Annotated in this window: 10 protein-coding genes; 3 read left to right on the forward strand and 7 right to left on the reverse strand. The window is 63.1% G+C overall.

Features of this window, described 5'->3' with window-relative positions:
* Position 1: 1 nt before the first annotated feature.
* The 7 genes from NKI46_RS10665 to NKI46_RS10695 form a co-directional block, all read right to left on the reverse strand.
* Positions 2-1,432, reverse strand: a complete 1,431-nt coding sequence (locus NKI46_RS10665; RefSeq protein WP_245260818.1) for an aspartate aminotransferase family protein — start codon at positions 1,430-1,432, stop codon at positions 2-4.
* A gap of 67 nt (positions 1,433-1,499) precedes the next feature.
* Entirely contained in the window at positions 1,500-2,507 is a 1,008-nt protein-coding gene (locus NKI46_RS10670; RefSeq protein WP_023714350.1) for an NAD-dependent epimerase/dehydratase family protein, read from the reverse strand.
* Positions 2,504-2,947 (reverse strand): EamA family transporter, encoded by a 444-nt coding sequence (locus tag NKI46_RS10675; RefSeq protein WP_023714349.1) that lies wholly within the window; start codon positions 2,945-2,947, stop codon positions 2,504-2,506. The genes NKI46_RS10670 and NKI46_RS10675 overlap by 4 nt, the downstream gene beginning before the upstream one ends.
* A gap of 124 nt (positions 2,948-3,071) precedes the next feature.
* Entirely contained in the window at positions 3,072-4,424 is a 1,353-nt protein-coding gene (locus NKI46_RS10680) for an FAD-binding oxidoreductase (protein ID WP_352746093.1), read from the reverse strand.
* A gap of 3 nt (positions 4,425-4,427) precedes the next feature.
* Positions 4,428-5,861 carry a UbiA family prenyltransferase gene (locus NKI46_RS10685; protein WP_352746096.1) on the reverse strand — a complete coding sequence of 478 codons (1,434 nt, stop codon included), beginning with the start codon at positions 5,859-5,861 and terminating at the stop codon, positions 4,428-4,430.
* Positions 5,862-6,067: 206 nt separating this feature from the next.
* Positions 6,068-6,331: a hypothetical protein gene (locus tag NKI46_RS10690; protein ID WP_023670370.1), complete on the reverse strand. Its 264-nt coding sequence runs from the start codon at positions 6,329-6,331 to the stop codon at positions 6,068-6,070.
* Positions 6,332-6,475: 144 nt separating this feature from the next.
* Positions 6,476-8,965: a mechanosensitive ion channel family protein gene (locus NKI46_RS10695; protein WP_352746099.1), complete on the reverse strand. Its 2,490-nt coding sequence runs from the start codon at positions 8,963-8,965 to the stop codon at positions 6,476-6,478.
* 319 nt (positions 8,966-9,284) lie between these two features.
* On the opposite strand from NKI46_RS10695, the gene NKI46_RS10700 reads away from it, so the two are divergent.
* The 3 genes from NKI46_RS10700 to NKI46_RS10710 are packed head-to-tail and all read left to right on the forward strand — an operon-like array spanning position 9,285 to position 13,860.
* The gene (locus NKI46_RS10700; RefSeq protein ID WP_023670368.1) at positions 9,285-10,544 is read left to right on the forward strand and encodes a sarcosine oxidase subunit beta family protein; all 1,260 of its coding nucleotides are present in this window, start codon (positions 9,285-9,287) and stop codon (positions 10,542-10,544) included.
* Between the two features lie 11 nt (positions 10,545-10,555).
* Positions 10,556-10,852: a sarcosine oxidase subunit delta gene (locus tag NKI46_RS10705; protein ID WP_023710790.1), complete on the forward strand. Its 297-nt coding sequence runs from the start codon at positions 10,556-10,558 to the stop codon at positions 10,850-10,852.
* The gene (locus tag NKI46_RS10710) at positions 10,849-13,860 is read left to right on the forward strand and encodes a sarcosine oxidase subunit alpha (protein WP_352746102.1); all 3,012 of its coding nucleotides are present in this window, start codon (positions 10,849-10,851) and stop codon (positions 13,858-13,860) included. Before NKI46_RS10705 ends, NKI46_RS10710 begins: the two co-directional genes overlap by 4 nt.
* The last annotated feature ends 22 nt before the right edge of the window (positions 13,861-13,882 follow it).

Consider the following 13,882-nt stretch of genomic DNA (forward strand, 5'->3'; position numbering starts at 1 on the left):
TTTAACGGACTTGGCTTTTGACGAAATGCTTCACGATTCCCACAATGCCGCGCGACAGCAGGCTATCGAAAGCATCGACGAAACGGTCGACATGCTCGCGCTGACAGATCAGCGGCGGCTCGAGACGGATGACGTTGCGGTTGTATTCGGTGAAGGCGACGAGCACGTCATAGTCGCGCAGCAACAGCGCGCCGACGAAGCCCGACAGCGAGCCCTTCAGCTTGTCGTCGAGGACGCTGACGATCGGACGCAGCACCATCGGCAAGGTCTGCGAGAAGTCGTGGAACTCGAGCCCGACCATAAAGCCCTTGCCGCGCACATCCTTGATGATCTTCGGGTACTTCTCCTTCAGCGCCTGCAGACGCTGCAGCAGATAGTCGCCGGTCGTGGCGGCGTTGTCGATCAGCCCCTCATCATAGAGCACGTTGATGCCCTCGATCGCGGTGACGCAGGCCTCGCCCATGCCGCCAAAGGTGGCCATGGCATGGATCATCGCCGTCTTCGGCGTGCCATAGGCCTTCATATAGACCTCGCGCCGGGCGATCATCGCGCCGACCGCCGCCTTGCCGGCGCCGAGCGATTTCGCCAGCGCCGTCACATCGGGCACGACGCCATAATGCTCGAAGGCGTAGAAGCGTCCCGAACGGCCATAGCCGCACTGCACTTCGTCCGCCACCCACAACACGCCATACTGGTCGCAGAGCACGCGCAATTTCTGCCAGTATTGCGCCTCTGCCTGGATGATGCCGCCGCCGCCCTGGATTGTCTCAAGCACTATGACGCCGACCTCCGGGTCGGAGCGGAACAGCCGCTCGACCGCTTCGATATCGGCGAACGGAATGCGAACGGTGTTCTCAGCCATCTTGAAGTCCGCGCGGTAGAGCTGGCCATCGGTAATGCCGAGCACGCCCTTGGTCTTGCCGTGGAAGGAATTCTCGGCATAGACGATTTTTGGCCTCTTCGGCCCGGCGGCGCGCTCGGCGAGCTTCACCGCCGCTTCCATCGCTTCCGAACCCGACGAGCCCAGAAACACCATGTCGAGATCGCCGGGCGAGCATTTGGCGATGTTGTGCGCAAGGGCCGATGCATATTGCGACATGAAGGCGATGGCGATTTCCTGGCGCTTCTCCTCCTGGAATTTGCGCCGGGCCTCCAGGATGCGCGGATGGTTGTGGCCGAAGGCCAGCGAACCGAAGCCGCCGAAGAAGTCGAGAATCTTGCGGCCGTTCTGGTCGATGTAGAACATGCCTTCGGCACGCTCGATCTTGATCTTGTGGAAGCCGAGCAGCTTCATGAAATGCAGCTGGCCCGGATTGAGATGCGCCTTGAACAGGTCGGTCATGCGCGCAACATCCATCGCCTTCGCCTGCTCGACGCTGATCAGGTCGGGCTTGGCGATGGCGGTAGGCGACAACGCCGGCGCGCCGACCATGGTGCGCGCGTTCGTCTGCTCAGGCTTGGCCATGACGGTCATTTCGGAGTTCTCCTGGTCGTCCCACCTATTCGGCGGGGACATGATTTGCGGTGACGGCAAGCCCGTCTTTCTTGGCGCGGTATTCGCTGTAGGCGGCGATCAGCATGTCCTCGTCGCGATATTGCGGCACCCAGCCGAGCTGGCGCTCGGCCTTGGATACGTCGAGCACGCACTCCTCATCGGCGATCAGATATTGTTCGGGATCCATGATCGGCATGTTCATGAGATCGAGCAGGTCGAGGGTGCGCTTGACCGCCCAGCCCGGCGTCGGGATCAGCAGCGACTTCGAGCCGGCATGCTTGATCAGGTCGCCAAGCAGTTTTTTCACCGGCGGCGGATTGAGGGAGCCCAGATTATAAGCCTCGTTGGGCACGCCTGCCTTCCAGGCCGCGCGGGCAGCTTCCGCGCAATCGAACACCGAGATGAACTGATAGGGGTTCTTGCCCGAGCCGATCATCGGCACAGGAAAATTCCAGTCGATCAGTTTGAACAGCTTTTCCAGGATCCCGAGCCGACCGGGACCGATGATCAGGCGCGGTCGAAACAGCGAGATCGACATGCCGCGCTTGCGCCATTGAGCGGCGAGCTCCTCGGTCTTCTGCTTCGACCAGCCATATTCGCCGAGCGGCGCGACCGGGTGCTCCTCGGTCATCGGCTGGGTGACCGTGTGGCCGTAGATCATGTCGGTGGTGTAGTGGACGAGCTTGGACGCACCGGCCTTGTCCATCGCCTGCATGATGTGTTCGGTGCCGTGGAAATTCACCGGAAAGAAGAAGTCGTGACGCTTGGCCCGCACCTGGATCGGCGACAGCATTTTGGCCGACAGGTTATAGACGATGTCGTCGGCCTTCAATCCGATGTTGGCCACCGAGGCCGTATCCGTGACATCGCAGGTGACGAAGCGAACGTTGCGATAGTGCGTCAGGTCGCTCTTGACGATGTCGGCAACGACAACCTCTTCACCATCGGCCACAAGCTTCGGGGCAAGATGACGGCCGACGAAGCCGTCGCCGCCGAAAATAACATGTCTCATCGAACGATCTCGCTGGTCTTGTCGGGGATGATGGAAGCGGTTTGGTCGTCATGCCCGCTCCCGCCCAAGTCTCGACCGCTTTGCGCGATCAGCACGGTGCCGATGCAGATGAAGGCGATGCCGGCAATGCGCCAGGCATTGAGGTCCTCGCGGAAGATGAAATAGGCGAAGATCGCAACCGCGACATAGGCAAGGCTGAGGAACGGATACGCAAAGCTGAGCTCGACCTTGGACAGCACATAGAGATGCGAAGCCATCGAGATGACGAAGGTGCACAGGCCGAGAAACACCCATGGGCTGAAAACGACCTGCAACAGCTTCAACAGCGGATTGGTGCCTTCGAACGAAATGGGACCGAGCGACATCATGCCTTGCTTCAGCATCAGCTGCGCGGCGGCATTGGTCATGACCGTGAACAGAATGAAGACGATGTATTTCATATTTTGCACCCGCCACTCGCAACGGTCCTATTACTAACCTGCAAACATTTCGTGAAGTCACGACAATGCTTTGAGTAAACCACGAAACTTACGATCTATTCACCATGACTTATTCGGATTGTACCTATTCAGCTGCCTCGACACGCCCTGGCCGGACGTTGAGCTTTTTCGCCGTCCGCAGCCAGAAACTGGACACGAACGCCGGGTCGCGCAGCGCTTCAAGCCGCTGCCAATTCGGGAAGGAGGCCGCGAAAGTGTCAGCGCCCATGCGCGCATCCTTGTACGGGTTGACCGCGCCGCCGGCCGCGACCGTGATGCGGTCGAGTTCGCTGAGCAGGGCCAGCGTCCTGTCGCCGCGATTGGGGAAATCCAGCGTCAACGTGAAGCCTGGCCGCGGAAAGGACAGCAGCCCCGGCGAGCGGATCGAGCCGAAGCGCTTCAACACGGTGAGGAAGGAGCCCTGCCCGGCCCGTCGCGCCGCCTCGAGCAGCGCCGGCATGGTCTGACGCGCGACATTTTCCGGCACCACGCTCTGGTGCTGGTAGAGACCTTTCGGGCCATACAGCCGATTCCAGTCGCCGACACCATCAAGCGGAAAGAAAAAGCCCTGGTAGCCGGTTTGGCTCGGCCCCGGCAAGCGCCCCTTCTTCCACCGATAGGCGGCGTTGAAGGCGGTGAGGAACGGCCGGTTGAGCACATTGAACGGCGGCTGGAACGGCACTGAAAAACGGGAGCCGGCGCGAGACGCCGCATGCGAGCCATACTCGGCATGATTGCCTGTCAACAACAGGCCGCGCCCGCGGCCATGGCCGCCGGCAAGCTGGTCGATCCAGGCGACGGCATATTCATTGGCCTGGTCGGCGGCCTCGGCCAGTTCGAAGAATTCGCCGAGATCGGCAAACCGCGTCACCTTCTCGGCGATATCGAGCGAATGCACCCGCATCAGCCGGATCGAGGCCGACAGGATCAGGCCGGTCAGCCCCATGCCGCCGATCGTCGCCGCAAACAGCCTTGCATTGTCGGTTGCCGAGCAGGTGTAGGTCCGCCCATCCGAGCGCAGCAGGGTGAGAGACTCGACATGGCAGCCAAAGGTGCCGCGCCGGTGATGGTTCTTGCCATGGACGTCATTGGCGATCGCGCCGCCAAGGGTGACGAACTGGGTGCCTGGGACCACAGTCGGAAAGAAACCGTAAGGTGCAGTGTGCGCAATGATATCGGAGAGGAACACGCCGGCCTCCGCCTCGAGCAGGCCGGTCTCGGCATTGAAGGCGCCGATGCGGTTCAGCGGCCGCATGTCCACGACCGCACCTGGCTCGTTCTGGCAGGAATCACCGTAGGAGCGGCCATTGCCATAGGCGAGCAGAGCGTTCTTTGTCGCCTTGCCGCTTCGCATCAGCGCGATGGCATCGTCGGCCGCGATGGCTCGCTTTGCGGCCGGCGTGGCGAGGCCAAAACTCCGGTACCGTTCGCCGGCCATGCCCTACCAGCCTCCCGCGACCAGAAGGGCGGCGCCGATCACCACGACGATCTGGCTTCGCCAGTCGCGAATGATGAAGATGACCGGATCGTCATTCATCTCGTTGCGGCGCGCCAGGATCCAGACCCGCATGGTCAAATACAGCACGATCGGCGCCAGCGGCCAGACCAGCCAGGGATGCGGATAGAGTTCGCGTACCGCGACGCTGTCCATGTAGAGCGCCAGCACCAGCGCCGAGGAGAAGGCCGACGCCATGCCTGCCTGGGCGACGATCTCCTGATCTTCGATGCGGTAGCCGCGACCGGCAATGCGCTCGCCCACCGGAATGGCTGTGGTGCGCAGTTCGACATAGCGCTTCACCAGCGCCAGCGACAGGAAGAAGAAAATCGAGAAGGCGAGCAGCCAGAACGAGACTTCGACCCCGGTCGCCGCAGCACCTGCCAGCACACGCACTGTGTAGAGCCCCGCCAGCGTCAGTACGTCGGCCAGGAGCATGCGCTTGAACGACAGCGAATAGGCTGTCGTCACCACCAGATAGCCGGCGAGCACGCCCAGGAACTCGGTCGGCAACAGAAGCCCGGCGGCAATGCCGATCGCCAGCAGCACCGCCATCGCGCCGAGACCGAACGGGATCGACAAAGCGCCGCTGGCGAAAGGTCGGTTGCGTTTGGTCGGATGCTTGCGGTCGAGCGCAAGGTCGAAGAAATCGTTGAGAATGTAGATGGCGGAAGCCACGGCGCTGAAGGAGACGAACGCCAGCAGGCATTGCCAGATCATGTTGATGTTGAAGTATTCATGCGACAGCACCATCGGCACCGCGATCAGCGAATTCTTCAGCCACTGATGCACCCGCAGCATCTTGACGAATGTCTTCAATGTCCTTTTCGGCGCCGGCATCCTTTCGGCGCTATGCGCGGCCTGCCAGCGCCTCGCATGGCGGTCGGGCGCCACGACGATGGCGTTGCGTGCGGCTCCGAAAACCTTGAGGTCGTGCCGGCTGTTGCCGGCATAGTCGAAACCGCCGTCGCCATAGGCGGCGATGAGCGCGTCGCGCTTGCGGCCCGAGGTCATGTTGTGGGGACCGTCGGTCGCCAGCACATAGTCGAAGACGCCCAGATGCGCGGCGATCGCCCCGGCGAACTTGCGTGGCGTACCGGTCGCCAGCACGATCTTGCGTCCGTCGCTATGGTCGGCGCGCAGCCGCTGCAGCAGCGCTTCGCGATAGGGCAGCGAGGCCGGATCGATGTCGATGCGGTCTGCGATCCCTTGTTTCAGCCGCGCCGGGCCGGCGGCCAGCCAGAACGGAACCAGGAAAACATAGAGCGGATTCTTCTTGAGCAGGATGAACAGGCCTTCCCAAAGAAGATCGGTCGCAATCAGCGTGCCGTCGAGGTCGACCGCAAGCGGGATTGCGTTCTTGTCCGACCGCGCATCCATGTCCGTTCTGCCCTATTCATAACCGGTTGCGCCGTGTTTCGGCGTCTTCGCACCGGTATAGCGGCGGAACGGCGTATTGAACGTTAAAACGCACGGTTGCAGCCGGTAGGCGCCACGATATTTCCCGCGTCATTGTTAAGCAATCGCTACCGCGAACAATAAAAGCCCGGGCATTGCCCGGCCTCTACTACATCTGCCTGCCGACTTTACTTGATGCGGGCAACGCCACCCGAGATTTCGACCGTTTCCGAGCCGGTCAGGGCCTCGAGGTCACCATTGGGCAAGGTGACAAAACAGCCGTTCGGGCAGAATTCCACGGTTTCGCCAGCGGCCAGCGCCAACTCCGTCTTGCCGCCGCCTTCCGTCACGATCAGCGTACGGGTCTCAGCATCCTTGTTGACCGCGCTGGCGGCAAAGGCCGAGCCACTCGCTGCGGTAAGAGCGATGGCGACGACGAGCGACTTCCACATTTTGCAATATCGGTGTTTCCACACCGCCTCTGTTGCATTTCGCAAGGCATTCTCGCCTTTGCATGTGAGCTTATATGAGATGCAAGCTGAACCGCAACTGAATGCCGCATTCATGCCGCAATCGGTTTGGGAGGAGCTTGGGGCCTAGCTGGGATCGGGTTTGCGGGCCTTGCGACCAGTTTTGGCCAGCCGCTTCGCCTCGGTGGCGGCTCTGGCCTCCGCCTGCTCCTTCTCGGCGAACTCGACTTCGATCTTGTCGTCGTCGATCGGCCATGCGTCGGTCTGCTTGACCTTGACCTCGGCGCGCGGCGTCGAGGGGATTTCTATGTGCTCGGCGTCAAAAGCATCGAGAACGGCAAAGCGGATATCGTTCTGAACGATGGCGCCGTTCAGCACATCGGCCAGGAACACGCGGATCTCGAACTCGAGTGCTGCCGGCCCGAAATTGGTGAACAGCACGAAGGGTTCCGGGTTCTTCAGCACCAGCGCATGGCCGCGCGCAATCTCAAGCAGGACCGCGTGTACCCGCTTGACGTCGCTGCCATAGGCGACCCCGACCTTGATCTCCACACGTCCGAGCTTGTTGCGGTGCGTCCAGTTGCCGACGGCGTTGTTGATGAGGTTCGAATTGGGCAGGATCACCGATTGCCGCTGGAAGGTCTCGATTTCGGTGGCGCGCACGCTGATCTTCTTGACCGTGCCTGATGTGTCGCCGGCGACGATCCAGTCGCCGACCTTGAACGGCCGCTCGGCGAGAAGGATCAGGCCCGACACGAAGTTGGACACGACATTCTGCAGGCCAAAGCCGATACCCAGCGAGAGTGCGCCGGCAACGAGCGCCAAATTGGAAAGATCGATGCCCGCCGCCGAGATGCCGACCAGGCCGGCGAGCGCGACGCCGGCATAGCCGACCGCCAGCCGGATCGAGTTGCGCACGCCGGTATCGACCTTGCCGCGAGCCATAACCGAGCCGTCGAGCCAGCCCTGGAACCAGCGGGTCAGGAAATAGCCGATGATGAAGACGACGATGCCGGTGAGGATGCCGGTGACCGAAATCGTCACCGAACCGACGGTGACGCCTGTCGCCAATTTATAGCCCCAGGCCTGGATATCGCCGGGCTGGAAGCCCCACATCAACAGGATCAGCGGCAGGAACACCAGCACGATCATCAGGTTGATGGCGACGCTGACGACGAGGCCGAGTTGGTCGAGCGCGGTGTCCTCATAGCTGGAATTGGTCTTCAGCCAGCGCCCGATGGACGTGCCGGCGAAACCACCCTCCTCGCCGATCTCGCGCGCCGACAGGAAGCCGATATAGGCGGTGAGCAGGATGGTGCCAGTGACCACGACCTGCAACGAGACGAAGATGGCAAGACCGATATAGCCGAACAGCGCCGCCGCAATCGTGAACAGGCCGAGCGCGACACAGGTGTAGCGCAGCCAGGCCGGCCAGCGGCGCCAGCGCCCAGCGACGTCCTTGTAAGGCTTCAGCAGCGCCATCAGGATCAGGATGACCCCGACGATCACGGTGGCGACAAAACTCCTGGCCACCGTCAGCGACAGAGGCGAGCCCATCTTGTCGTTGACGATCGACAGGAAATTGTTGATGCCGATGACGACTGCCATGGCCGTCGTCAGCCGCACCAGCCAACGCGCCGGGCCGGTCTCGACCTGGATCAGACGCCAGTTCGGCATGCTGGGCGACAGAGCCGCATTGGTCAGGCGGTTGACACAGAACACTATGGCGATGACGGCTGCCAGAGCGTTGAGGAACACGCCTATGTCGCCGCGCAGCACATTGTAGTAGTTGTACAGGAACACCGTCGAGGCGAGGAAGGCGCTGACCGCCAGCGTCGGCAGCAAGGTCGACCAGAACGCCACCGACAGGCGACTGAGATACGTCGGATCTTCAACCGACGCGTCGGGCTCGAAGATGCGCCCAAACAGGCGGCGCCCACCGACCAGAAGCACCACGGCCAACGCAAGCGCCATGAGGGTCGCCGCGAGCATCGCCTGGAACTTGAACTTGAAGGCAAAGCTCAGCCACGACGACACCGCCCTGTAAAAATTGGCGTATTCGTCCCTTGCGTCGGAAAACACCTGCGGGCTCAGTGCATCGGACAGCACATAGCGCTTGGTCAGGCCGCTGCGAAACAGCTCGCTGCGCATATTACCGATCTTCTCGATCAGCGAATTGATGCGAATCGACAGGTTCTGCGCCCCGGCGATGACGGCGTTGATCTCCGCCTTTTCCGACGCCAGCGCCTGGCGCTCGCCGGTCACGATGTCCGGTTCAGGGGGCTGTCCGGCAGCCGGCGGGGCGCCAAGCTGCTCGAGCCTCGAATTGATCTCTCCCAGCCGCGAACGAAACGCCAGCGCGCTGTTCAGCGCACCGCGCGACAGCTCTTCCAGCTGCAGGCGGATCTCGACGAGGGTGGTGTCGTCGACGCCGTCCTCCTGGACTTTCTTCTCCAGAGCGTCGGTTTTCGTCGTCAAACCCTGCAGGATTTTCTGCTGGTCGGCGACCAGCCCGGCAGGCGCCTGGCCAAGCCCCTGCGCCATCGCGCCGAACGAATGCGGCGCCAAGGCAACGAGCGCGAGGACCAAGATCAGGCGAAAGAAGCGAAAAGACATAATGGTGGCGACTCAAAGGGCGGCAAAGGCCGCTTCTAAAGCGGTCCTTGATAGAGACGCTCATCCCGTGGGGCAAGTCGTGGCGAAGTCATGACAGTTGGGCGCCTTGCGGGAGTCGGCCAGTCGAAAAGCCATGGCGCAATCTTGGCTTTGCGCACGCCGCCTGCTCTATAGTCTGCCGCATCGCACCCGAGCCGGATGGCTTCAGGTCTGTTGGACATGAAATCATCCGGCTCTAAAAATCAAAGATATAGAGCATGATGTCGTCCGAAAACCGCTTCACACTTTTCGGCATCATGCTCTAGGGATGACATGAAGAATGGCGGAATATTCAGCCCTTTCGCTTCTCACGAACGCGCTCAAGGGAAACAAGGACTGGAAGCCGGCCTGGCGCAAGCCCGACCCCAAGGCTTCCTATGACGTCATCATCATCGGTGGCGGCGGCCACGGCCTGTCGACGGCCTACTATCTGGCCAAGGAGCACGGCATCACCAATGTCGCGGTGCTGGAAAAGGGCTGGCTGGGTTCCGGCAATGTCGGCCGTAACACCACGGCGGTGCGCTCCAACTACCTTTTGCCGTCCAACACCCGCTTCTACGAACATTCGATGAAGATGTGGGAGAACCTTTCGCACGACCTCAACTACAACGTCATGTTCTCGCAGCGCGGCTGCCTGAATCTGGCTCACACGCCGGGCCAGTTCGACGACCTGGCAAGGCGCGGCAACGCCATGCGCCATCTCGGCGTCGATGCCGAGCTGATGAGCACCGCCGAGATCGCGCGCCTGGTCCCGGCGCTGGACATGTCGGCCTCCGCGCGCTTTCCCATCGTCGGCGGCCTGATGCAGCCGCGCGCCGGCACCGCCCGTCACGATGCGGTTGCCTGGGGCTATGCCCGCGGCGCCGACCGACGCGGCGTCGACATCGTCGAGAATTGCGAGGTCACCGGCTTCCTGCGCGACGGCGACCGCATCACCGGCGTGCAGACGACGCGCGGAGAGATCCGCGGCAAGAAAGTCGCCGTGGCCGTTGCCGGCAGCACCGGACGGGTGATGCAGCTTGCCGGCATCGACAGGATGCCGATCGAGAGCCATGTGCTGCAGGCCTTCGTCACCGAATCGCTGAAACCTTTCGTCGACACGGTGCTGACCTTCGGCATGGGTCATTTCTACATGTCGCAGTCCGACAAGGGCGGCCTCGTCTACGGCGGTGACATCGACGGCTACAACAGCTACGCTCAGCGCGGCAACCTGCCCATCGTCGATGAGGTGATGAGCGAGATGCTGGCGCTGTTTCCCGGCCTTGCGCGTGTACGCATGCTGCGCTCCTGGGGCGGCGTCTGCGACATGTCAATGGACGGTTCGCCGATCATCACCACCGGCCCGCTGCCCGGCATGTATCTCAACTGCGGCTGGTGCTATGGCGGCTTCAAGGCGACGCCGGCCTCGGGCTGGTGCTTTGCATACACCATCGCCAAGGATGAGCCGCACGCGTTCAACGCGCCCTTCACGCTCGACCGTTTTTATCGCGGCCTGGTGATCGACGACAAGGGCCAGGGCGCAACGCCCCGGCTGCATTAGGGTTCAAACAAATGCTTATCACTTGTCCCTATTGCGGCCCGCGCGACGTCATCGAGTTCACCTATCAAGGCGACGGCAACCGCGAGCGCCCGCAGCCCGCCTCGCAGGATCTCGACGCCTGGAACGCCTATGTCTACGACCGGCTGAACCCGGCCGGCGACCACAATGAGATCTGGCAGCATTCCGGCGGTTGCCGCACCCATCTGAGGATGGTGCGCAACACGGTCACGCATGAGATTTCCAGCACCGGTTTCGCCCGCGTCGACCACAATGCCGGTGCCCGGCACAAGGCCGGAGGCAAGTCGTGAGCCCGCGCCGCACCGAGACCGGCGGCCGCATCGACCGCCTGCGCACCATCCGCTTCACCTTCGACGGCACGCCTTACACCGGCCATGGCGGCGACACGCTGGCCTCGGCGCTGCTTGCCAACGGCGTGACGCTTTTCGGCCGCTCGTTCAAATACCACCGCCCGCGCGGCCTGCTCTCGGCCGGCGTCGAGGAACCGAACGCGCTGGTGACGGTGCTGCGCGGCGAAGTGCGCGAGCCCAACATCGCCGCAACCATGGTCGAGATCTATGACGGGCTGGTGGCCGTCAGCCAGAACCGCTTTCCCTCGCTCGCCTGGGACATCAACGCCGTCAACCAGCTCGGCGGCAAGATCCTGGCCGCCGGCTTCTACTACAAGACCTTCATGGGCCCTGTCTTCGGCCCCTTGAAAGGCACCCGCTTCTGGATGTTCTGCGAGCATTTCATCCGCCGCGCCGCCGGCCTGGGCCGCGCCGGTATTGCCGCCGACACCTCGCGCTACGAGCGCATGAACGCGTTTTGCGACGTGCTGGTGGTCGGCTCCGGCCCGGCCGGCCTGTCAGCCGCCAAGGCCGCTGCCGACCAGGGCGCGCGCGTCATCCTGGCCGAACTCGGGCCGCGTTTCGGCGGCTCGGCCAACTGGTCCGGCGAGGCCATCGACGGCGCGCCGGCCGCCGACTGGGCGGCGCGCGCCGTCAGCCAGCTCGAAGGCCATGACACGGTCCGCCTGCTGCCGCGCACCACGGTGTGGGGCTATTACGACGGCAACACGCTAGCCGCGCTCGAGCGCGTCACCGACCACAAGGAAACGCCCGGCAAGGGCGAGCCGCGCCATCGCTACTGGGCGATCCGCGCGAAGACGGTGGTGCTGGCCACCGGCTCTTTCGAGCGGCCGCTTGTGTTCACCGGCAATGACCGGCCGGGCGTCATGCTGGCGCATGCCGCCGAGCGCTATGCTAACGATTATGGCGTGCTGCCCGGCGACAGGATCGCGCTGTTCACCAACAATGACAGCGCCTATCGCTCGGCGCTGGCGCTGAGGAAGGCCGGGGCGGCTATTGTCGCCATCGTCGATGTGCGCCCCGAGCTTTCGGCCGAAATGCGCAGCCTCGCCACCGAGGCCGAAGCCGAAATCCTCTCCGGCCATGCCGTGGTCGCCACCGAAGGCGGCAAGGCGCTCTCCGGCCTCAAGGTGCAGCGCTTCGACATGACCTCGGGCGCGCTCAGCGGTGACGCCCGCAGCATCCACGCCGATAGCCTGCTGATGTCGGGCGGCTGGTCGCCGACCATCCACCTCGCCAGCCAGGCTGGCGCGAGAGCCGAGTGGAATCCTGCCCGCCAGGCCTTCCTGCCGCCAAAGCAAACGCAACAGCGCTGGCCAAATCAGCAATGGATTGGTGCGGGTGCTTTCAACGGCAGCTTCTCGACCATCGAAGCGATCACTGAGGGCCGCGCAGCCGGCCTGTCCGCAGCGGGCGGAGCGGCTGCGCCGGCAGCCTTGCCGGATGTCGAAGCAGCCCCGGGAAACCCAGATCCGGCCCCGGTGTTCGAGATCAAGGCGAAAGGCAAAAGCTTCGTCGACTTCCAGCATGATGTCACCGCCGAGGACGTGCGGCTGGCGCATCGCGAAGGCTTCGTCTCGGTCGAGCATCTGAAGCGCTACACCACGCTCGGCATGGCGACCGACCAGGGCAAGAACTCCAACGTTCCGGGCCTCGCCATCATGGCCGAGGCGTTGGGCAAACCGATCCCCGAAGTCGGAACGACGCGCTTCCGCCCGCCCTATTCCGCGGTGTCGATCGGCTCGCTTGCCGCCGAACGCTTCGGCGATCTGAAACCCGAGCGCCTGACGCCCATGCATGACTGGCACCTCGCCAATGGCGCAACGATGTATTCCGCTGGCCTCTGGTATCGACCAATGATCTACGGCCTTGCCGGCGAGACGGTCGAGCAGGCTTATGTCCGTGAAGCCAGGGCGACGCGCGAAAGTGCCGGCATTGTCGACGTCTCGACGCTGGGCAAGATTGCCGTGCAGGGACCGGATGCCGGTGAATTCCTCGACCGCGTCTACACCAACATGTTTTCTACCCTCCCCGTCGGCAAGGCCCGCTACGGCCTGATGCTGCGCGAGGATGGCCTGGCCTTCGACGACGGCACCACCTGGCGGCTTGGCGAACAGGATTTCCTGATGACGACCACCACGGCCAACGCCGGCAAGGTGATGCAGCATCTGGAATATTTCCTCGACGTCATCTGGCCGGAACTCAAAGTGCATGTCACCTCGGTATCCGACGAATGGGCGGGCGCGGCCATCGGCGGGCCGAAGGCGCGGGCCATCCTCGCCGCCTGTGTCACCGGCACCGCCGTCGACAACACGGCCCTGCCCTTCATGGGCATCGTGCGCGGCGAGATATCAAGCGTGCCGGTGATGATTTGCCGGCTGTCCTTCTCCGGAGAAATGGCCTTCGAGGTCTATTGCGGCGCCGGCTACGGCACCCATGTCTGGCAAGACCTTGTCGAAGCCGGCAAGCCGTTCGGCCTGGTCACCTACGGGCTGGAGGCGTTGGGCACGATGCGCATCGAAAAGGGCCATGTCACCGGCGCGGAGATCGACGGGCGCACTACGGCGCGCGACCTGCATCTCGACTGGATGCTGTCGAAGAAGAAGCCGTTCATCGGCTCGGCGATGATGGACCGCGAAGGCCTGATCGCGCCCGAGCGGCTGCAGCTGGTCGGCCTAGTCTCGCTCGACAACCGGCCGTTCAATGGCGGCGCCCACCTCGTCGAGGAACTGGACGAAGCCAATCCGCACGATTCCATCGGCCACATCACCGCGTGCTGCTATTCGCCGGCGCTGGGCAAGCACATCGCGCTGGCCCTGGTCGAAGGCGGCAAGGCGCGCCATGGCACCCGGGCGTTTGTCTCCGATCCGCTGCGCAAGCGGTTCGGGCCCGTCGAGATCGTCTCCAACCATTTCTACGACCCGGACGGGAGCCGCATGCATGGCTGAGCGCCAATCACCCGAACGCCAA

It is taken from the genome of Mesorhizobium sp. M0615 (assembly GCF_040320805.1).
In the GTDB taxonomy this organism is placed as follows: Bacteria; Pseudomonadota; Alphaproteobacteria; order Rhizobiales; family Rhizobiaceae; genus Mesorhizobium.